Consider the following 19268-nt stretch of genomic DNA (forward strand, 5'->3'; position numbering starts at 1 on the left):
TGGCTGACCGGTGAGGTGCTCGACCTCAACGGCGGCGCACACATGAAGCGGTACCCCGATATTTTGGGCCACGTGATGAAACTGGCGGCGCCACAGTGACTTTCACAGGCAAGCGAGCGATCGTCACCGGCGCGGGCTCGGGCATCGGCGCGGCGCTGTGCCGCGCCCTGGTAGCCGCGGGCGCCGACGTGGTCTGCACCGACGTCGACGGCGCCGCGGCAGCCCGCACCGCCGAAAGCCTGACCGGTCCCGGCACCGCGACGGCGGCCACCGCGGCCGCGTCAGTGACGTCGAGGGTGGCTGCGGTCGCGGAGCCCGGTCCGGGCAAGCTCTCGGCGGTGCGGGCTGCCGAGGCGGCGTCGACGTCGGTGCAAACCACGTTGGCGCCCGCGGCGACCAGGGCCCGGCACAGCGCCGCGCCGATGCCCGAGCCCGCACCGGTGACGATCGCCTGCTTGCCAGTGAAAGTCACTGTGGCGCTGCCAGTTTCATCACGTGGCTCAAGATATCGGGATAGCGCTTCATGTGTGAGCCGCCGTTGAGGTCGAGCACCTCACCGGTCAGCCAGGGCGCCTTGGCCAGGAACACCACGGCCTCGGCGATCTCCTCAGGAGTGCCGGCCCGACCGAGCGGAGTGTTCTCCAGGTATTCGTCCAGCACACCGGGGATTTGGGTGGCCGGCTCGGTAAGCGGAGTGTGCACGAAGCCGGGCGCGACGGCGTTGACGCGGATACCTCGCGGCGCGAGTTCGAGCGCCGCGACTTCGGTCAGCATCGAAAGCCCGGCCTTGGCCGCGCAGTAGGCGCTCATCGCCGCAGCGGGCTGGCGGGCATTGAGAGAGCTGAGCGACACCAGGGCCCCGCCATGGCGCAGCCGCGGTGCTGCGTGCTTGATCACCAGGAAAGCTCCGGTGAGGCAGACGTCGACGACCGAGCGGAAATCCTCGGCGGCCAGGTCGGTGATCAGCCCGACGCCGCTGTAACCGGCGGTGTTGACGACTACGTCGAGCACATCGGCCTGTTCGAAAAGTGCTCGTACCGAGTCCTCTTCGGTGACCTCGACCGTCGCGGCGGTGTGCGGGTCGCCGAGTTCGGCGGCGACGGCACGCGCGCCGTCGGTGTTGCGGTCGGCGACGGTAACCCGGCAGCCATCCGCGGCCAGCGCATGGGCCGTCGCCCGGCCGATGCCCGAGGCGCCGCCGACGATGACCGCTTCGCGAGTGGTCATGCCGGCTCGCGATCGGGCCGGGGGTCATTCCACTTCGCGCCGATCACCCGCCACGGGTCGGCGTAGCGGCCCGGGTAGCGGTAGTACGGTGAGCGACGTTTGAGGAGCTCGTGAGCCAACGGCGCGGCCAGCCGCGCCGGATAGCGCCGCCAGCTCATCCGGTCGGCCATCTCGGCAAGTAGGTGCGGCCACGAAACACGTTGGAATTTCAGGGCTTCCACCGAACGCGCGGTGTCCATCCAGTCGGTGGCGAACCAGTCGGTGTCGCTGTCCGGGTTGCCTTTGCGCCCGGGCGGCATCCCACCCACCAAGCCCATGGCCGCGGCGCTGGCCGGCGCGATGTCGCCTTGGACATGGCGGTGCGAGTCGTCGCCGCCGATCAGCAATGTCTCGCCGACCACCGGCGCGGTGGTGGCGGCGACGAAGGCACGCGCCACGTCGCGCACGTCGACGGTCTGGATGCGGCCGTCGACCGGCAGCGACGCCTCGAAATAGAGAGTGTCCAGGTCGACGTCGAAGCGCGGCTCGGCGGTAAGCACGCCGCCCAGCCGCAGCACCACCCAGTCCAGCTCCGAGCTGCGTACCAGTTGCTCGGCTTCCACCTTGTGTGCGCCGTAGGTGTCGGATGGCCGCAGCGTGGTGTCGGCGGTGAGCACGTCGGTGATGCGGTGCGGGTTACGTGCGCCGTAGGCAGCGACGCTGGAGGCTTGAAGGAATCGTGGCGGCGCCGGCAGCGTTTTGGCCGCGTTGATCAGGAATCCGGTCGCGTCGACGTTGACGCGGCGGGCCAACGCCGGCCGCGCGTAGCACGCCGGCGGAATCATGGCGGCAAGGTGGATGATCGCCGCGGGCGAGACGTCGCGCAGCAACGCCGCGACCGCGGCCGGATCGGTGAGGTCGGTCCACCGGACGTCGGTGGCCGGCAGCAGAGTCGCTGCCTTCTTGCGGTTGGCCGGGATATCGAGGTCGGTGGCGACGACGCGACGCCCGTCGGCGCGCAACTGTCGCACCGTCGCGGACCCGACCAGCCCGAACGCACCGGTGACAAGCACAGTCTCAGTGGTCAATGGCGCCGTTCCTCCTCATCGCTGCGCTCTGCATCGTCGCCGGCGCGCATGGCGCATTACGCTACACGCCGACGCGGAATAGACAGGCAACTGGTGGCAGTCAAGAGGTCGCCGGTTGCACCACGGTGATCGCCTTTCGTCATTGCAATGCGCTGCCCTCGCGCCACTTTTCCCATGGAACAGTCCAATCGCCGTTTTGGGAGAGCTGCAGTGGTGGGCCGCCGGTGTGGCGTATCTCTACGACGTCACCCGGTTGGGAGAAGTCGAAGAACCACTTCGCGTTTTCGCCGTTGAGATTCAGGCACCCGTGCGAGGTGTCGGTATGGCCTTGGGCCCAGACTGTGGCGTCTAGTTGGTGCATGTAGATGCCGTCGGTGCTGATTTTGACCGCGAAGTTGATGATTTCCCGGTAGCCGAGGCGAGAGTTTTTGGGCAGCCCGAATGTTGACGAATCCATCACTACTGGATTGCCCTTGTCGAGCACGGTGTATGTGCCCGGCGGTGTCCAGAAGGATAAGGTCTTGCCGCCGATCTGCTCGGTGCCGCCCATGCCCATCGAGGTGGGCATGGTGCGGACAAGCCGCCCGTTGTCGAAGACGCTTACTTGCTTTGTGGCGTCGTCAGCGATGGAGACATGCGCGGCACCGATGCTGAAGGAGACCTTGCTGTCTTCCTGACCAAAGAGACCTTGCCCCAACGCGATTCCATAAATTTTGGCTTCGGCGGTGACAGCAGTGCCAGGCGTGTAGTAGTGCTCTGGACGCCAGTGGACGTTTTGGTCGTCGACCCAGTACCACGAACCCTGCACCGGAGGCGATGTCGTCACCGTCAGTCGGCGTTCAGCGGTAGCTCGGTCGGTGATCTGCTCATCGAAGTGCGCCACAATCACGGTTCCGACGCCGTACTTACCGCCGTCCTGCAACGGTGCTTCTGAGGGACTGGTGAAGGTTACCTTTGTTTGGTTGCGTGGCATCAGCGTGGAAAACGTCGAAACCTGCTTTACCGGAACGCCGTCCGAGCTTCGACTGATGACCGTAATGGTGTAGGTGCGTCCATATCCGAGCGGTTCCACCGGATGCCAGAAGGCGTGATCGGGTGTCATGATCCCCCGGACCGGCCTGGCCGAGTCGTTGACCATTTGCACATCGGTGAGTGTTGCGGATGTGGCCGCCACCGATACCGGTTCAAGCGGATCCACATCGCGGGCATCGGTCGTAGGCCTGATGGTCACTGCCGGTCTGTGCGACGCTGCGGCATCCGGAGACGATCGTCTGCACCCGTCGTGACAGTGCGTCAGGATCAGCAATCCGCCCAGTGTCCCGACGACAACCAAAACCGCAGCCGCCGCCCCGCGCATCCACCTTTTCATCGTCATGGCAGGTTGTCTCATACCCCTGCTACGGAAAAATCACTCCTGGTCAGCCATACGGAAAAGCCGGTTTCAAGGGGCTGCCGACAGTTATTCGGCCACGGCGGGCGCGACCACAGCCACCGGACTGGGACTGGCGGCGGCTTTGATCTGCTCGAATAGCTCGATGTAGTAGGGCAGGCAGTCAGCCATCGCCTGCTCGGTGGTGAACGGTGGACGGTAACCGAGATCACGGCCGGCCTTGCGAATGGAGAAGTAGTTGTCCAAGTAAAGCCGTTCCACGGCAAGCGGTTCCAGCGGAGGCTTCGGCAGGCCGAATCGGAAATGGGCCCGCTGCCAGACCGACATCACATCGCGCACCAACCGGCCTGACACCCGTGCGCGAGGCCAGCGCACACCGCAGGCCTCAGCGATCGGCCGCGCGAACTCGAACATGTTGATCGGCTCGCCATCGTTGATGAAGTACGCCTGGCCGGGCGCCGTCCCGCCCGGCACCAGGTGCTCGGCCGCCAGGACGAATCCGTGAATCAGGTTGTGTACGTAGGAGTTGTCCAGCCGGGCATCCTTGCGGCCGACCAGCACTTTGACGTGCCCCGCGACGACGCTTTCAAACAGCCTGCGGAACATCGTCTGATCGCCGCGGCCCCAGATGCCGCTAGGCCGTATGGAACAGGTCAGTAACCCCTTGACCCCGTTCTGCGACAGCACGAACTTCTCGGCGACCACCTTGGTCTCGGTGTATAGGTCGTTGAATCGGCTGGTGTACGGCAATGTTTCGTCGCCACCGGATATCCGGTGACCACCCATCACCACGCTGTTCGACGCGGTGTAGACAAACCGCTTGACTCCCGCCTCTTGCGCGGCGTGCACCAGGTTCTTGGTGCCGTCGACGTTGACCGCATAACTACGCCGGCGGTACTCCTCGCTAACCGACTTGCCGCCCATCAGCTCGATGACCGCCGCGGTGTGAAAGATTGTGTCGATGCCGTCGACGGCCGCCGCGACGGTGTCGGCGTCGCAGATGTCGCCCTGCAGCACCTCTAGGCTTGGGTGGGCCGGCAGTGGCGAGGGCGCACGGTCGAAGGACCGCACCTGGTAGCCACGGTCGAGGAGCGTGGTCACCAGGTTGGCGCCAACAAACCCCGAGCCGCCGGTTACCAGGATTCGGCCCAACTCGGTGGTCGGCGGTGTAGTGTCAGCCATGGCCAGAGGATAACTGAAACGTGTTCCAGTTTCGAGCACAAATTATCAAACTGGTTTCCATTTCAAGAATCTTCCGGATCGCTGGCGGCCAGCGCATCGGTAATCCGCTTCCGCGCTCCAGCTAAGTGCTCCTCGCAGCGTTTTGCCAGTTGCTCGCCTCTTTCCCATAAGGCTAGCGATGCATCAAGGTCCAGCCCGCCCTGCTCGAGAACACGCACGACCTCGATCAGCTCATCTCGACATTTTTCATATCCGAGATGACTAATAGGTGTAGCCTCTTGGGGCTCGCCGGCTTTGTCAGAAGTCACCTGTTCGTCCTTCGCTGATCGCTGCGAGGGAGCCGTCGGCAACTCGAACCCGCAGCTTGGTTCCGGCCGGGGCATCGTCGGTCGAGCGGAGCACCGCCGAAGGCCCGGACGACGCGACCTTCTGCACCACGGCGTAGCCGCGGGCCAGGGTGGCCGCGGGTCCCAACGTCGCCAGCCGGGCGGACAAGTGACCGACGCGCTCGGCCTCCACGTCGATCAGTCGGCCGATGTCCCGGCGCACTGCAGACCGGGCTCGGTGAATCTCCTCGGCGCGCACCCGCAACGCCGCGAGCGGCTCAGCCAACACCGGGCGGCTGCGCAACTGCGCGAGCGCGCGCTGTTCCCGAGCCACCCAGTTGCGCAGCGCCTGGGCACTGCGCCGGCGCAGGTCGTCGAGCAAGTGTTGTTCAGCCGCGGTATCCGGGACGATCTGTTTGGCGGCATCGGTGGGAGTCGCGGCGCGCACATCGGCGACCAAGTCGCACAGCGGATTGTCGGGCTCATGGCCGACCGCACTGACCACCGGGGTGCGGCAGGCCGCGATCGCGCGGCACAGCGTCTCGTCGGAGAACGGCAGCAGATCCTCGACGCTGCCGCCGCCGCGCGCCACCACGATCACGTCGACGTCGGGGTCGGCGTCCAATTCGCGTAGCGCCGAGACGATTTGGGCGACGGCGCTCGGACCCTGCACGGCGGTGTTACGGACCGCGAACCGCACCGCGGGCCAGCGCGCGGCGGCCACCGTGGTGACATCGCGCTCGGCGGCGCTGGCCCGACCGGTGATCAGTCCGACCGTCGCGGGCAGGAACGGGATCGGCCGCTTGAGCCGAGGGTCGAACAAACCCTCGGCGTCCAGCAGTTGTCGCAACCGCTCGATGCGGGCCAGCAGTTCGCCGATTCCCACCGCGCGTATCTCGGACAGCCGCAACGTGAGCGTGCCGCGACCGGTGAAGAAGTTGGGCTTGCCGCAGACCACGACCTGCACACCCTCGACCAGCTTGACCGGCGCACGCTCAACCAAATCGCGTGGGGCGGTTACGGTTAGCGACATATCGGCCGCAGGGTCGCGCAGCACCATGAACACCGTCTTGATGCCCGGCCGGATGTTGAGTTGAGTCAACTGGCCTTCGACCCACACCGTGCCGAGCTTGTCGATCCAGCCCGCGATCCGGATGGCTACCGCACGGACCGGGTAAGGATTCTCGGCTGAATTCGCCGGTTGAGCCGGCACCGCTCGAGTCACCTTGCCGTCGCGCGAGTGATCCTGTTGGCGAGCAGCGTCTGGAACGGTGCACGCGCCTTGGTGGCTTCTTCGTAGGCCAACAGGGCCTCGAGTTCGTCCACATCGAGCGACTGCAGCCTGGCGCGCAGCTGGGCCAGCGTCAGCGCTTCGTAGTCGAGCTCGTCGGCCACTGCCGGGGCAGCCACGGACGTTGTGGCCGACTTCTTCAGGCGGGCGACGGGCCGAGTCGGGGGATCGGCCGAGGTGTCCGGCGCGGTGTAGAGCGCGAACCGTCCCTCGGCGCGGCGCTCGGCATCGGTCGGGTCGACGCCAAGCTCCGGCGGGCCGTCGCCGACTTCGGAGCCCAAGTCCTCGTCAAAGGTCGCCCACTCCGGCTGCTCCTCCTTGGGCGGAAAAATACTTTCCAGAGTCGAGTCGCCCTTGATCACCAGCTCGGCCATGTTCTGCTGGAACCGCATCACGATGTGCGCGGCCTGACTGGCCAGGGTCATCGGATACATCAGGATGGTTTTCGGCAGCTTGATCGTCTCCTCGACGGCAAATGTCGCCGCGCCGACCAGCAGCCGGACCCCATACGGTGCAGTAGCCATGCGTCCCAGCCTGCCTTAACCGGCGATCAACTCCAAGCCGACGGCGCGAGCTGGCGAGCGCGAGGCGGGTGAAAGTAACCTGGTTGGCATGCCACCGACCGTCAACATGGGGATCCAGGGCGCCGCCGGCTCGGCGGTCGGGCCGGTGACCGGCAAGCGGGTGCTGCTGGCCGAGCCCCGCGGGTATTGCGCTGGCGTCGACCGCGCTGTCGAGACGGTCGAGCGCGCGCTGGAGAAGCACGGCCCGCCGGTCTACGTCCGGCATGAGATCGTGCACAACCGCCACGTGGTGGACACCCTGGCCAAGGCCGGGGCGATTTTCGTCGACGAGACCGACGAGGTGCCCGAGGGCGCGATCGTGGTGTTTTCCGCGCACGGCGTCGCTCCGACCGTGCACGCGTCGGCGGCCGAGCGGTCGCTGCGCGTCATCGACGCGACCTGCCCGCTGGTCACCAAGGTGCACAACGAAGCCAAGCGTTTTGCCCGCGACGATTACGACATCCTCTTGATCGGGCATGAGGGCCACGAGGAAGTCGTGGGCACCGCCGGTGAGGCCCCCGACCATGTGCAGCTGGTCGACGGGCCCGGCGCTGTCGACGGGGTGACGGTGCGCGACGAGAACAAGGTCATCTGGCTGTCCCAGACCACGCTGTCAGTCGACGAGACCATGGAGACCGTGCAGCGGCTGCGTGCGCGGTTCCCGAAACTGCAGGATCCGCCGAGCGACGATATCTGCTACGCCACGCAAAATCGGCAGGTCGCGGTCAAGGCGATGGCGCCCGAGTGCGAGTTGGTCATCGTCGTCGGGTCGCGTAATTCGTCGAACTCGGTGCGGCTGGTCGAGGTCGCCCTTGGCGCCGGGTCGGCTGCCGCGCATCTGGTCGATTACGCCGACGACATTGACCCGGCGTGGTTGGACGGCGTCACCACGATCGGGGTCACCTCGGGCGCGTCGGTGCCTGACTTGCTGGTGCGTGGTGTTCTGGAGCGGCTGGCCGAGCACGGCTACGGCGTGGTGCAGCCCGTGACTACGGCTAACGAGACGCTGGTGTTCGCCTTACCGCGAGAGATCCGGCCTAGCCGTTCTCCCTAGACGTCGTATTCCCAGGAGTCGGCTCCGGGCTCGCGCGACCGCCGGGGACGCGACGGCGGCTCCCCGCGCGGCTCGTCCGGCTGGGGCAAGCCGCGATACCTGACTTGCGAGATCGGGTGGTGCGTCGCGGTGGCGCCGGATGTTCCGTTCGGCACGGATCTGGGACGAGGCTCCGGCGGTGCTACGGGGTCGTACGGCTCGATGGGCTCGTAGCGGTCGAAGCGACTGCTGCGACGGGTCGGTTGAGCCGTGCGACTATGCGGGTCGCGGCGGATCTCGCGCGACGGCCGACCGCGCAGGTCCGGATCGCGCGACACCCTGCCGCGGCGGGGCGACTCTGGGCCGTCGAACTCGCGGGTACGGGTCGGACGCCGACGCCGCGCCCGGTCAACCGTCGGATCGGCTGCTTCGTCATCGAGCGGCGGCCGGATGCGCCGCGAGCGCGACGCCGGCGGACGTTTGGCTGTTCTCCTGGCCTCGGCCGACCTGGCAGATCTCTCCGGTTTCGCGGATCGTCTGACGGCGTGGGCTCGTTTCGCGGCTTTGTCGGCGGTGTCGTCGTCGGCTGGCTCCCGCTGCAGACCCGTCGACATGCGGAAAAGCCCGGCCAGCCTGCCGACCAGCCCGGGCGGCTCTGCGTCGTGGCTCGCCCCATCGGCATCGGTCGTCTCGACCGGGCGAATCACCGTACCCAGCAACCAGCGGATGATGCCGATAACCAGCACACCGCCCGAGGTGAACAGCATCAGCGGGAACCGTTCGATCAGCGGATAGCCGCAATTGATCAGCAGGTCCTTGAGCCCGGTGAACGTGGCGCCGTGAAACAGCCAATAGGCGCCAGGTACTGCGCAAAACAAGATCAGCGGCGGCTGAATCACCGCGGTGAAGACGCCGGACTGGCGAACGGCCAGCACCGCAGCCACGCAACCCGCTACGTACAGCGCGGAAAAGACGGTGGTCAGCTCCTTGCCCGAGCCCGCGTCGAAGGCGAAACCCGCAGCGGTACCGGTGACAGCGACAACCACGGCGGCCCACCAGGGAACGCCAGAAATGTTGGGGATTATCGAGCGGTGGTCTGCCGCCACCGCCGACCGCGTCCGCTGTGCTGACACACGTCGACCGTACCGGCTCAGCGCCCAAAGGCTGGTAAAGACCTTGTTAGCAAGCGGTGGGCGTGCCACATCTCACGCTGCCGGTCTCTCCTACACTTAGCTCCCTGTGAGCTTGAGCCTCGGGATCGTGGGTCTGCCGAATGTCGGCAAGTCGACGCTGTTCAACGCGTTGACCAGAAACAACGTGGTCGCCGCGAACTATCCGTTCGCGACGATCGAGCCCAACGAGGGTGTGGTTCCGCTGCCCGATCCCCGGTTGGCGACGTTGGCAAAGATGTTCGAATCCGAGCGAATCGTCCCGGCACCGGTGACCTTCGTCGATATCGCCGGCCTCGTCGCGGGCGCCTCCGAAGGCGCCGGCCTGGGCAATAAGTTCCTGGCCAATATCCGCGAGTGCGACGCGATCTGCCAGGTGGTGCGGGTGTTCTCCGACGACGATGTGGCGCACGTCGCGGGGCAGGTAGATCCCAAATCCGACATCGAGGTCATCGAGACGGAGCTGATCCTGGCCGACATGCAAACACTCGAGCGGGCGGTGCCGAGGCTTGAGAAAGAAGCCCGCAACAGCAAGGACCGCAAACCGCTTTACGAAGCCGCGGTGGCTGCGCAGCAGACGCTCGACGGCGGGACGACGCTGTTCGCCGCGGCGGCGGATGCGTTGCTGCTGCGGGAATTGAATCTGCTGACCACCAAACCGTTCCTCTATGTGTTCAACGCCGACGAGGCGGTGCTCACCGATGCCGACCGGGTCGCCGGCCTGCGAGCGCTGGTATCGCCCGCGGACGCGGTTTTCCTGGACGCCAAAATCGAGGCCGAGCTGATCGAGTTGGACGACGAGTCGGCCGCCGAGCTGCTGGAGTCGATCGGTCAGACCGAGCGCGGCTTAGATGCGTTGGCGCGGGCCGGTTTTCACACGCTGAAGTTGCAAACCTTCCTTACGGCCGGACCCAAAGAGTCGCGGGCGTGGACCATCCATCAAGGCGACACTGCGCCGAAGGCTGCCGGGGTAATTCACACCGACTTCGAGAAAGGCTTCATCAAGGCCGAAATCGTGTCCTACGACGACCTGGTTGCCGCCGGGTCGATGGCCGCGGCCAAGTCGGCCGGCAAGGTACGCATGGAGGGCAAGGACTACCTGATGGCCGACGGAGACGTCGTCGAATTCCGGTTCAACGTCTAGCGTCAGAAACTCGCGCGAGCCGCGCCCCGTGCACAGCAGCGTGACGGGGCTGCGCCCCACCACTCAGAGTGCCCGTAGGCCACGCAGGGTCCTTGTGATCAATTCACGTCGTTCGTCGATTGTCATGGTGTCACCGAGGGGGGCGCGCACACGCAAATAGCCCTGTGTCACAAGGTCGTCGACCAAAAACCGCGTCGCACCGAGCGGCAAGGACAGACGAGCGGCGATCTCTGCGATCGACGGGCTGTGCGCGCAACACGTCAGGATCTGGCCCCGCACATCATTTTTCGGCCAGCGCGGCGGTTTCGCTGTGGTGTTGAGCGCTTCGACCGGAGCCTCGAGCGGCAGGCTGACATCAGAGTCCGCGGTTTCCGGTTCTGTGAACCAGTCGCCGACTGGTTCGCCCTTGCCCTCCGACTGCGGCACGTTGTGGTTCTGCAAGAACCACAATGCCTGGTCGGCGTGCACCGAGGCGCGCAGCTCGTTGGAGACGACCTTGAGTACGGTGCGGTCGGTGTCGATGACGAATGTGGTCCGTCTGACCGGCAGCAGCCGGGCCAGCAGGCCACGGCGCCGAGTGTGCCGGCCACGCCGGGCCGTCTCACGCGCCACGACGGATCTACGCAGCTTGGCGAGCCTGCCTCGGCGCACTCCGAACAGCTCGGACACCACGCCGTCCGCGTCGGAGAGCAGCGGATAGTCGAACGAGCGCTGTTGGGCGAAGTGGGCCTGCTTGTCGACGGTGTCGGTGCTGATACCGACCCGATGGGCGCCCACCCTGGCGAATTCGTCGCTCAGGTCCCGAAAATGACAAGCCTGGGCTGTGCAGATCGGGGAGGACGCTAATGGGAAGAAGAAAAGCACAACCGGCCCGTCGGAAAGGAGCGCTGACAGGGTCCGAGGCCGACCGGTGTGATCGTACAAAGTGAAGTCAGGCGCCTTATCGCCCGCGATCATCGGCAAAGACTAACGCCGGGAAGCTCTGTGCGATGCACAACTGGACATAATTCGGTCGTCGCAGAACAGCTATCAGCTGGGGTATATCGAATTCGAGCGGCGACGTCGTCGAATTCCGACCCGAATCAACATCTATGTCAAATGAGTGAGACGCCGCAGAGTAAACCGCTACGCGTGAGGTTGAGTTTGTGCGGTCCAAACTCGGCCATCGTAGTAGCGCATCAAACTCGGGTCGTTCTGGTCTGGGTACCACCCGGGGGCTAAACCGCCGGCGGCCGGCGGCGCTTCGCGCGTCACTGGCTGTTCTACGACGGTGGCACCCCTCGGGCTCGTCACAGCGCGGACGACGGCAATGACCACCGCAATGATCACGACGAGGATCAATATCCAAACGAGGGTGTTAAGAACGCCGGACAGCATGGACCTGCACCTCCTGTGTGGCGGCTTGTGCAACGGCTCTTAAGTACCCTGGACGACCGGGCATTTAAACGGCGGCCGGCTATGGCGGGTTAGGTATGAGTCGAACGGATCGCGCCTCGGCGGTGATTGATGCTCCGGTGAGTCGGGTGTTCCTCGCGCTGGTAGAAGAGCACGCGCTCGCCAAATAGCTACCGCCGCAAGGAATGTCGGGTCCGATGAGTCCTTCTTCGCCGGAACGATGACGATGACGTGGGCGGTTACCGCGGCCGTCGCCGGTCGCACCCGTATCGATATCCGAGCCGATGACGTCCCAGCGGGTATCTCCGCTGACGACCACATCGAGGGTCTTCGGTCGTCGTTGACCAAGCTCGCGACCTATCTGACTGCGCGAGTCGGTCAAGATTGACCGCGACACGGTCGAAATCCGGTTGACCCGGTTGTCGTTGACCGTCTTTATCATCAATCCATGTACTGGGCGTTCTCGCTAATCCTCGCCGCACCAAGCCATCTCGGCTCAGGAGCCTTGCTGCCGGTATGAGGATCGCCTATTTCTTCCTCCCGCCCTACTTCGGGATGTTCGCCGGCTTCGTCGGCCACAGTGTCAAAACCGGTTTGGTGGGAGCAGCCGTCGGTCTGTTCCTCGCGGTTTTGGTTTCAGCGGAGGGCAAACGGCGGCGACGCCCCGATGGCACCATGAGGGCAATTGACGCCATGTCTGGCACCGAGTTCGAGGACTACGTGGCTGCCCGGCTGCGACGGGCCCGCTGGCAGGTCGCGTTCACCTCAGCGAGCGGCGACTACGGCGTCGACCTGATCGCCCAACGGGACGGCAGGTCGGTGGCGATCCAGTGCAAGCGCCACGGCAAGTCCGTCGGCGTCGCGGCCGTCCAGCAGGTTGTCGCCGGCGCCCGCCACCACGGGTGCACGAGGAGCATCGTGATCAGCAATCAGGAATTCACCCAGGCGGCCAAGCAATTGGCCGCTACCCACGGCTGCCAGTTGATCGGCCGCAAAGCATTGCAAACCTGGGTGCCGCCTCCTGCGCGACGGGCCGTGTAGGAGCCCGCGACTGGAATATCCTTGGCAGATGGCGACTGTAAGGCGGTCTACCAGGATGCTGGTGGTTGGCGGGCTGGCGTTGTCCGCTTATGGACTGGCTGGCGGGCCCTTGGCACAGGCGGTCCCCGTTCCCACGCCGAGTTCTCATTGGTGCCCGGGTGATAAGTGGGATCCGGCCTGGGGCACCAACTACAACTGGAACTGGAGTCAGTGCCATGACTGGCAACCTCCCGCGCCTCCAGGTTCTCTGGCGGGCTGGGGGCCTTGGGGCCCGCCGCCGCCGTGGGCGCCGCCGCAGCCACCCCCGCCCTCGTGGGCGCCTCAGGCTCATTTGATGTGGAACCCCACCGCCAATGCTTGGGGATTCTTCAACAACGGAGTGTGGACGTCGATCTGACGAGCGCAGGGTCTCGTCAACTTTACGTCGGTGTGGTTGTCGGAGGGCACGCTTAGCATGCCGTGCACGGCGGCCGCGGTGGCGCCGCCAGTAGCGACAGGAGACCTGATGAAGTTCGTTTCAACCCGCATCATTACGGCCGACGTGAAGAGGCTCGTCGAGTTCTACCAGATGGTCACCGGAATCTCTGCGGTATGGGGGAACGAGCTTTTCGCTGAGATTCCCACCCCGATCGGCACACTCGCTCTCGGCAGCGACAAGACGGTGCCCTTGTTCGGAGCGGGATCTGCCGAGCCGGCAGCCAACCGCAGCGCGATCGTGGAGTTCATCGTTGAGGATGTGGACGCCGAGTACAAGCGACTTCGCGAGCACCTGGCCGATGTCGTGACGGAACCTACAACGATGCCCTGGGGTAACCGCGCGCTGGTTTTTCGCGATCCCGACGGAAACCTCGTCAACCTGTTCACTCCAGTCACCGAAGAAGCCCGCGCCAAGTTCGGAGCGCTAAGCTGAGGCGCTTGACGAGCCCGAGGAGTCGCTGACGCGGCGAGAGGCTGAGCTCCGAAGACGCGAATTGCTCGCTGCCAGGCGAGATCTCAGATCGATCGTTTGCCGTTGCGGTTTATAGCGTCACTCAGGGGTGCGCCGCAAGGAACGTCTCGTTCGGCAGGTCGGCGGTGAGCTGATCGACATTGAATGGTTGGCCGAAGCGGGCGCGCAGTTTCTCCGGATCGAGCAGCATGCTGATTTCGGCGGTCTGGCGAGCGAATATCCGGCAGATACGCGGGTAGAGCCAACGCATGACCGCTCGCTCTCCAGAGCTGCAGCGCGCAGCGCAGTAGCCGACATGGCCCACCTCGTCGGTGAGGATTTCGCTGTACAGCCGCTCGATGCGCGAGGCCACATCGGGTTCGTCGGCGAACAATTCGACGCCGACACGGCGCAATTCGTCAAACATGATGCAGCCCGCCATCTCGCCCGCACCCACGAACGCGATGCCGATGCGCTCGGGGATGAAGACGTTGAGCTTGACGAACTGGCGCATCACAAACGGCGGCGGGACGACCTGGAACGGCAGACCGAACATGTCGAGCACGTAGCCCAGCAACCGGGTGTGATAGTGCTCTTCAAGTTCGATGTACACCCGCTCGGGCGGAGCGTCGTCACCGCTGTTGTGCCCGTACGTCTCGCCCAATCCGACGCCGAACCGCTCCGCCTGGTTCAGTTTGGCGGTGGCCAACAGGAATAGCATTTCTGGGCTGAGACCCGGCTCGGGCCGGCGGCGACGCAGGTTGCGCGCGAACACGTCCCGATCGATAGAACGCCGCGAGCGGACCGGGTCGGCCGCCAAGCCGTTGAAAAATTCCTCCCGGGTGGCTAGATGGCGGTGCAGCAAATCGGCTTCGCCGTCGCGGCGCACCAAGAATTCGCGGTAGCCCGCAATACCTTCAGAAACCACAGCAGTCATCGCTCCTCCATTCCTTGAACAATCGTCAGGACATAGCGATCCAGTGCTTCTGTCGCACCGGTAGCCAGCAATGCGAACAGCCCGGTCATGAAAATCACCCCGAGCTCGCCCGGATCCGCATCCCGAGACACTCGTCCGGCAGCCTGCGCGTCGGCGATCGCAGCGATGACGAACCCGGCCAGCGGATGCTCAGCCAGCTCATTTTCGACGGGCCGGGTCGAGGAGAAGTGCAGGCCCAGCATGTCTTTGAAGACGACGGGACCCAGCCGCTCCTCGACGGCGAGCACTTGGCGCACCAGCAGTGTCAGCAGCGACAACAGGTCGCCGGGCGCGGCGCCTCGAGTGTCAAGTGTCGCCACGATTTTGGCTTCCTCGGCCCGCTCCAACTCGACCAGCACGTGCTCCTTGGTCGGAAAGTGGAAATAGAACGTGCCGCGCGCCACCCCCGCCGAAGCGGCGATCGCTGCGACGTCCGCACCCGCCAACCCGGATCGGCCGAACTCGGCCAGTGCGGCGTCAAAGACCCGCGCCCGGGTCTGCAGCCGCTGCGCCTCGCGCACCCCGACCACCTGTGCAGCAAGTGCTGCGGTCGACGGCGGTGAAGGCACGTCGCAACGATACAAAATTTCATTGCCACCCGTCAATGACGGTCGTCAATGAGTTTGTGTTTTCGCGTTGACCTCCCGCCTCGCCGGGTTGGTCGTAGCATCGGGCCGATCGGGAGGAGAGGAATGAGCAGACGTTCGCGACCCCGCAAGACCCGATGTTTGTGGGTTCTGTCTGGTGCGGCAGCGGCCACCGTCGTGGCCTTGTTAAGTGCCGGGATAGCGGATGCCGATGAGGCCGGTTATCTGGACGAGTTGAGCCGCCATGGGTACACAGTGACGGCGCCGACGGGGGAGTTTTTGCTGGGCAGCGGCCACGCGATGTGCCAGGACTTGGAGGCCGGGCATTCGCCGGACTACGTGGCCAAGCATTGGACTTACCCCAACGCGTCGTATCAGAACTTGCTGGACATGGCCACGGCGGCGGAAAACAACCTATGCGGCGACTAGCCGCGAATTAGTCTGCGACGACCGCGATTTCGCCGCCCAGGCGGTATGGCGCCACCAGCGGAAGGTCATCACCGCTCCAAAACCTGCCCGGGTCGAACCAGGTGGACCGCTTCTCGGTTTCGATCAGCCCCATCTCTTCGTAGGTGATCGCCGCCACTTCCGCGCAATAGGCGGACTCGAATTGGCCTTTGCGTTGCTCCGCCCTGCGTCGTCGGGTTGATTCACGAACCTTGCTGTCCACGACCGGGATTCCACGCACCCAGTCGTATCTGGTCGGCAGTTGGCCGCGCAGCCAGCGCAAGGTGACCCGACTGGTACTCGGAAACGGCGTGCCGTCCATCCGGGCGATCACACGCAACAGTTGATTGTCCTGCTCGTGGCTGGTATCCGGGGTCAGCTGGCGCAACCAGCACCGCTGTCCATAGCTCTGCAGCCATCGCTCGACAGCTTGTCGGGCGTCATGAAGCTGCACGCCGCGGTGGTTGGTGCCGGTCCAGACATCGGTCAGCTTGTCACCAAGTTCGGCATGCCACATCAACGGCGGCAGATCCTCGATCGCCACCGTCATTCCGACATGGTTTACCGGGCTGTTCGACAAGGTCTGGATCGCGCGGTCGGGTCCGGAGCGCCCACGAAAAAGCCAGATGTCGCCCGTGCGGGTTGCCTCGAGCGCTTGGGCCAGACTCACCGTATGTGTGTCCACCACCGCACCTTATGCACATAATCTTTGGGCATGCGCACCATTTGGAAGTTGCTCGGGTTGGCCGGGATCGTCGGGGTCGCCGCCGGGGGAGTACTCGTCGCGCGCGACCAGCGCCGCCGGAAGGCGTACACGCCCGACGAAATCCGGGAGCGGCTGCATCAGCGCCTGGGGGAAGCGGGTGATCAGCCTTAGCCCGCCGACGATGCGCCCCGGGACGGCCCGGGGAGGATGCGGGCAATCAGCCTTAGGCGACCGCGTAGAGGCGGTGAGCGCCGGAGAAGCCCTTCAATTCGGCCTCGCGGCCGTCGTCGAACGAGATGCCGTCGCAGTCGCGGACGGCGTCGCGCACGGTCTCGCTGACCAGGATCTCCCCTCCGCCGGCCTGCCCGGCCACCCGCGCCGCCATGGCGACGTTACGGCCGAACAGGTCGTCGCCACGGCGCACCGATCGGCCCAAGTGGATTCCAATCCGCACCCGAATGCCGTTGTGCCGCCTGCGTAGTGAGTCTCTCTGCAGCTCGTGCTGAATGTCGATACCGCAGCGCACCGCCTGCTCGGCCTGTGCGAAGGCAATCATGAATCCATCGCCCTGGCTCTTCACCACATGCCCAGAGCGTTGCTTGACCAGCTTGCGAACCATCTTGTCGTGCTCACCGATCAACTTCACCCAGGCGCGGTCGCCGACCCGTTCGTTGAGCGCAGTGGACTCCTCGATATCGGAGAAAAGAATCGCAACCTTGCCGTCCGCGGTGACCCGGGCCAGGTCTGGGCGTTCCACCTCGGCCCAATCGGCGAGGTCTTCGATGGAGTTGCGCACCGCGGCGCCGAGCCCTTCCTTGCGCACCAAGTTCGCGGTCTGCCATACGTTCTTGAGCGCCTCCCGGCCGCCGGTCAGCAGCCAACTGCGGGGGTCGACGCGCTGCCGAAGTTCAGCGGCCTCCCGGCGACTTCGGGTGAGCGCCGCCCATACGAACGCCAGCGCGGCGGCTTCGGCCACTGCGACGGCGGCCAGGGCGTAGACCGCGATCATCAGAGGGTCCTGCATGCCACGCATCTTTCCCGATGAGTGGTGTAGCCCCGACAGCGGACCGCATGTGTTCGTGTCGGCGCCGCGTGCCAGACTCGGCCAGACGGACCGTGGGTCAATGCTCCAAACGGAGCCAAAGGAGGATGTAATGGGCGACATTCGGTTGGGTGCGGTTTCGGTCGATTGCTCAGATCCGCCTGTCCTTGCCGACTTCTACAGCAACGTGTTGAACCTATCGGTGATGTTCTCCTCCCCGGAATTCATCGCCCTGAAGGGCGCGGGCGTCCTATTGACGTTTCAGCGCGTAGCTGAGCATCAACCTCCCAGTTGGCCAGCGGGGGAGGTGCCCAAACAATTGCACTTCGAGTTGGCCGTCGACGACCTCGATGGCGCAGAGTCTCGGATACTGGCGCTGGGGGCGACGAAGGCTGAGGTTCAGCCGCAACCGGAGAGCTGGCGGGTTCTGATCGATCCTGCGGGTCATCCGTTCTGCATTACGACGCTGATACCCGAACCGACCTGAGACACCAATCGGCCCTGAAATCGGCTGTGCTAACGCAGCTTTCGTAACGTTACAGACCCGACTTTTCGCTGACTGACGACCAGCTTGTCCCGGTGTCGTAGGAGAGCCCGTGTTTGCCTTTACCGGCAAGCGGTTACTTGATACCACGCACGCTGCGCCGTGCGGGCTTTGCTGTTTGTTGTCGGCGTCCAACAGCGGTGGTTAGGGTTGGTAGTCGATTCTTCGTGGAGGTCCTCGATTGACCGAATCCGGTGATCGCGGCTCAGACGTGCTGGTGATTTTCGGTATTACCGGCGACCTGGCCCGCAAGATGACCTTCCGAGCCCTGTACCGCCTGGAGCGCCGGGAATTGCTGCCGTGCCCGGTGCTGGGCGTGGCCAGCGACGACATCAGCACCGAGGAGCTGGTCAACCGGGCCCGCAAGGCGATCGCCGATGCCGGCGAAGACGTAGACGACAAGGTATTCGACCGGCTTGCGGACCGGTTGTCCTACCTGCACGGCGACGTCACCGATCCCGCACTGTACGACGCGCTGGCCGAGCGGCTCGGCTCCAAGCGCGACTGCCTGTATTACCTGGAGATGCCGCCGTCGCTGTTCGCTCCCATTGTCGAACATCTGGGCAAGGCCGGGCTGCTAGAGCACTCCCGCGTTGCGGTGGAGAAGCCGTTCGGACACGACCTCAAGTCTGCGTGCGAACTCAATTCTCGGCTGCATGCGGTGTTGAGTGAGGAGCAGATCTTTCGGGTGGACCACTTCCTGGGCAAGCAGCCGGTGGTCGAACTCGAGTATTTGCGCTTCGGCAATCTGGCGCTGGCCGAGATGTGGGACCGTCAGAAGATCTCTCAAATTCAGATCACCATGGCCGAGGACTTCGGTGTCGAGGACCGGGGCAGGTTCTACGACGGGGTCGGAGCCCTGCGCGACGTCGTGCAAAACCATCTGCTGCAGGTGCTCGCCGGAGTTGCGATGGAGCCGCCGGTCGGGCCGAGCGCAGACGATCTCAACGACAAGAAGGCCGACGTTCTGCGCGCGATACCCGCGCTGAACCCGGACCGATGCGTGCGGGGCCAATACCGCGGCTACACCGACATTGACGGGGTCGACAAGCGCTCGCAGACCGAGACCTATGTCGCGCTGCGGGTGGAGATCGACAACTGGCGCTGGGCCGGAGTGCCGATCTTTTTGCGCGCGGGCAAGGCCCTGCCCGAACGGGTCACCGAGGTGCGGCTGTTCACCCACCGTGTCCCCGCGTTGGCTTTCCTGCCC

At 65.0% G+C, this 19268-nt stretch carries 24 protein-coding genes and 4 pseudogenes; 12 read left to right on the forward strand and 16 right to left on the reverse strand.

Going from position 1 to position 19268, the window contains the following annotated elements; genetic code table 11:
- Both WBF82_RS23980 and WBF82_RS23985 read left to right on the forward strand, forming a co-directional pair.
- A pseudogene (locus WBF82_RS23980) lies at positions 1-99 on the forward strand (short-chain dehydrogenase); the annotation flags it as partial.
- Positions 96-236 (forward strand): annotated as a pseudogene (locus WBF82_RS23985) (SDR family NAD(P)-dependent oxidoreductase); the annotation flags it as partial. The pseudogenes WBF82_RS23980 and WBF82_RS23985, both read left to right, overlap by 4 nt.
- A gap of 2 nt (positions 237-238) precedes the next feature.
- Here WBF82_RS23985 and WBF82_RS23990 read toward each other — a convergent pair.
- The 8 genes and pseudogenes from WBF82_RS23990 to WBF82_RS24025 all read right to left on the reverse strand — a co-directional run.
- Positions 239-472, reverse strand: a pseudogene (locus tag WBF82_RS23990) (SDR family NAD(P)-dependent oxidoreductase); the annotation flags it as partial.
- A complete protein-coding gene (locus tag WBF82_RS23995) occupies positions 469-1227 on the reverse strand; it encodes an SDR family NAD(P)-dependent oxidoreductase (protein ID WP_424385419.1) in 759 nt (252 codons plus the stop codon). The gene WBF82_RS23995 and the pseudogene WBF82_RS23990, both read right to left, overlap by 4 nt.
- Positions 1224-2294 (reverse strand): NAD-dependent epimerase/dehydratase family protein, encoded by a 1071-nt coding sequence (locus WBF82_RS24000; RefSeq protein ID WP_424385420.1) that lies wholly within the window; start codon positions 2292-2294, stop codon positions 1224-1226. Before WBF82_RS24000 ends, WBF82_RS23995 begins: the two co-directional genes overlap by 4 nt.
- A gap of 139 nt (positions 2295-2433) precedes the next feature.
- A complete protein-coding gene (locus WBF82_RS24005) occupies positions 2434-3684 on the reverse strand; it encodes a L,D-transpeptidase (protein ID WP_424385421.1) in 1251 nt (416 codons plus the stop codon).
- A gap of 69 nt (positions 3685-3753) precedes the next feature.
- Positions 3754-4866: a 3-beta-hydroxysteroid dehydrogenase gene (locus WBF82_RS24010; protein WP_424385422.1), complete on the reverse strand. Its 1113-nt coding sequence runs from the start codon at positions 4864-4866 to the stop codon at positions 3754-3756.
- Positions 4867-4928: 62 nt separating this feature from the next.
- Positions 4929-5174 carry an exodeoxyribonuclease VII small subunit gene (locus WBF82_RS24015; RefSeq protein ID WP_424385423.1) on the reverse strand — a complete coding sequence of 82 codons (246 nt, stop codon included), beginning with the start codon at positions 5172-5174 and terminating at the stop codon, positions 4929-4931.
- A complete protein-coding gene (gene xseA / locus WBF82_RS24020; protein ID WP_424385424.1) occupies positions 5164-6405 on the reverse strand; it encodes an exodeoxyribonuclease VII large subunit in 1242 nt (413 codons plus the stop codon). The genes WBF82_RS24015 and xseA overlap by 11 nt, the downstream gene beginning before the upstream one ends.
- A gap of 8 nt (positions 6406-6413) precedes the next feature.
- On the reverse strand, positions 6414-7007 hold the full coding sequence (locus WBF82_RS24025; protein WP_424385425.1) for a lipid droplet-associated protein: 594 nt from the start codon (positions 7005-7007) through the stop codon (positions 6414-6416).
- Positions 7008-7095: 88 nt separating this feature from the next.
- Here WBF82_RS24025 and WBF82_RS24030 point away from each other — a divergent pair, with 88 nt between their 5' ends.
- Entirely contained in the window at positions 7096-8100 is a 1005-nt protein-coding gene (locus WBF82_RS24030; protein ID WP_424385426.1) for a 4-hydroxy-3-methylbut-2-enyl diphosphate reductase, read from the forward strand.
- Here the strand turns inward: WBF82_RS24030 and WBF82_RS24035 are convergent.
- On the reverse strand, positions 8097-9212 hold the full coding sequence (locus WBF82_RS24035; protein ID WP_424385427.1) for a DUF6542 domain-containing protein: 1116 nt from the start codon (positions 9210-9212) through the stop codon (positions 8097-8099). The genes WBF82_RS24030 and WBF82_RS24035 overlap by 4 nt on opposite strands.
- 106 nt (positions 9213-9318) lie before the next feature.
- Between WBF82_RS24035 and ychF the strand changes: the two genes are divergently transcribed.
- The gene (ychF, locus tag WBF82_RS24040; RefSeq protein ID WP_424385428.1) at positions 9319-10392 is read left to right on the forward strand and encodes a redox-regulated ATPase YchF; all 1074 of its coding nucleotides are present in this window, start codon (positions 9319-9321) and stop codon (positions 10390-10392) included.
- Positions 10393-10455: 63 nt separating this feature from the next.
- Here ychF and WBF82_RS24045 read toward each other — a convergent pair whose 3' ends face one another.
- The 3 genes and pseudogenes from WBF82_RS24045 to WBF82_RS24055 all read right to left on the reverse strand — a co-directional run bounded on the left by WBF82_RS24045 (position 10456) and on the right by WBF82_RS24055 (position 11769).
- On the reverse strand, positions 10456-10818 hold the full coding sequence (locus WBF82_RS24045) for a DUF742 domain-containing protein (protein WP_424385440.1): 363 nt from the start codon (positions 10816-10818) through the stop codon (positions 10456-10458).
- A 9-nt stretch (positions 10819-10827) separates the two neighbouring features.
- Positions 10828-11349: pseudogene (locus tag WBF82_RS24050) on the reverse strand (peroxiredoxin); the annotation flags it as partial.
- A 168-nt stretch (positions 11350-11517) separates the two neighbouring features.
- A complete protein-coding gene (locus WBF82_RS24055) occupies positions 11518-11769 on the reverse strand; it encodes a DUF2510 domain-containing protein (RefSeq protein WP_424385429.1) in 252 nt (83 codons plus the stop codon).
- Between the two features lie 244 nt (positions 11770-12013).
- On the opposite strand from WBF82_RS24055, the gene WBF82_RS24060 reads away from it, so the two are divergent.
- The 4 genes from WBF82_RS24060 (at position 12014) to WBF82_RS24075 (ending at position 13738) form a co-directional block, all read left to right on the forward strand.
- Positions 12014-12175 (forward strand): hypothetical protein, encoded by a 162-nt coding sequence (locus WBF82_RS24060; RefSeq protein ID WP_424385430.1) that lies wholly within the window; start codon positions 12014-12016, stop codon positions 12173-12175.
- Between the two features lie 128 nt (positions 12176-12303).
- Positions 12304-12828 carry a restriction endonuclease gene (locus WBF82_RS24065; protein WP_424385431.1) on the forward strand — a complete coding sequence of 175 codons (525 nt, stop codon included), beginning with the start codon at positions 12304-12306 and terminating at the stop codon, positions 12826-12828.
- Between the two features lie 28 nt (positions 12829-12856).
- Positions 12857-13225: a hypothetical protein gene (locus WBF82_RS24070; protein WP_424385432.1), complete on the forward strand. Its 369-nt coding sequence runs from the start codon at positions 12857-12859 to the stop codon at positions 13223-13225.
- Positions 13226-13333: 108 nt separating this feature from the next.
- Positions 13334-13738 carry a VOC family protein gene (locus WBF82_RS24075; RefSeq protein WP_424385433.1) on the forward strand — a complete coding sequence of 135 codons (405 nt, stop codon included), beginning with the start codon at positions 13334-13336 and terminating at the stop codon, positions 13736-13738.
- Positions 13739-13859: 121 nt separating this feature from the next.
- Here WBF82_RS24075 and WBF82_RS24080 read toward each other — a convergent pair whose 3' ends face one another.
- Together WBF82_RS24080 and WBF82_RS24085 are read right to left on the reverse strand one after the other, a co-directional pair.
- Positions 13860-14693: a hypothetical protein gene (locus tag WBF82_RS24080; RefSeq protein ID WP_424385434.1), complete on the reverse strand. Its 834-nt coding sequence runs from the start codon at positions 14691-14693 to the stop codon at positions 13860-13862.
- Positions 14690-15301 carry a TetR family transcriptional regulator gene (locus WBF82_RS24085; RefSeq protein WP_424385435.1) on the reverse strand — a complete coding sequence of 204 codons (612 nt, stop codon included), beginning with the start codon at positions 15299-15301 and terminating at the stop codon, positions 14690-14692. The genes WBF82_RS24080 and WBF82_RS24085 overlap by 4 nt, the downstream gene beginning before the upstream one ends.
- 123 nt (positions 15302-15424) lie before the next feature.
- Between WBF82_RS24085 and WBF82_RS24090 the strand changes: the two genes are divergently transcribed.
- Entirely contained in the window at positions 15425-15748 is a 324-nt protein-coding gene (locus WBF82_RS24090) for a DUF732 domain-containing protein (RefSeq protein ID WP_424385436.1), read from the forward strand.
- Between the two features lie 7 nt (positions 15749-15755).
- On the opposite strand, the gene WBF82_RS24095 is transcribed toward WBF82_RS24090, so the two are convergent.
- Positions 15756-16436, reverse strand: a complete 681-nt coding sequence (locus tag WBF82_RS24095) for a guanylate cyclase (RefSeq protein ID WP_424385441.1) — start codon at positions 16434-16436, stop codon at positions 15756-15758.
- A gap of 45 nt (positions 16437-16481) precedes the next feature.
- Between WBF82_RS24095 and WBF82_RS24100 the strand changes: the two genes are divergently transcribed.
- The gene (locus WBF82_RS24100; protein ID WP_424385437.1) at positions 16482-16643 is read left to right on the forward strand and encodes a hypothetical protein; all 162 of its coding nucleotides are present in this window, start codon (positions 16482-16484) and stop codon (positions 16641-16643) included.
- 52 nt (positions 16644-16695) lie between these two features.
- Here the strand turns inward: WBF82_RS24100 and WBF82_RS24105 are convergent, their stop codons facing one another.
- Positions 16696-17505 carry an adenylate/guanylate cyclase domain-containing protein gene (locus tag WBF82_RS24105; protein WP_424078561.1) on the reverse strand — a complete coding sequence of 270 codons (810 nt, stop codon included), beginning with the start codon at positions 17503-17505 and terminating at the stop codon, positions 16696-16698.
- 121 nt (positions 17506-17626) lie between these two features.
- Here WBF82_RS24105 and WBF82_RS24110 point away from each other — a divergent pair, with 121 nt between their 5' ends.
- Positions 17627-18001, forward strand: coding sequence for a VOC family protein (locus tag WBF82_RS24110; protein ID WP_424385438.1), 375 nt, complete (start codon positions 17627-17629; stop codon positions 17999-18001).
- A 238-nt stretch (positions 18002-18239) separates the two neighbouring features.
- A partial coding sequence (locus WBF82_RS24115; protein WP_424385439.1) for a glucose-6-phosphate dehydrogenase occupies positions 18240-19268 on the forward strand: 1029 nt, incomplete at its 3' end.

Origin of the sequence: Mycobacterium sp. (genome assembly GCF_049673265.1) — a bacterium.
GTDB lineage: Bacteria > Actinomycetota > Actinomycetes > Mycobacteriales > Mycobacteriaceae > Mycobacterium.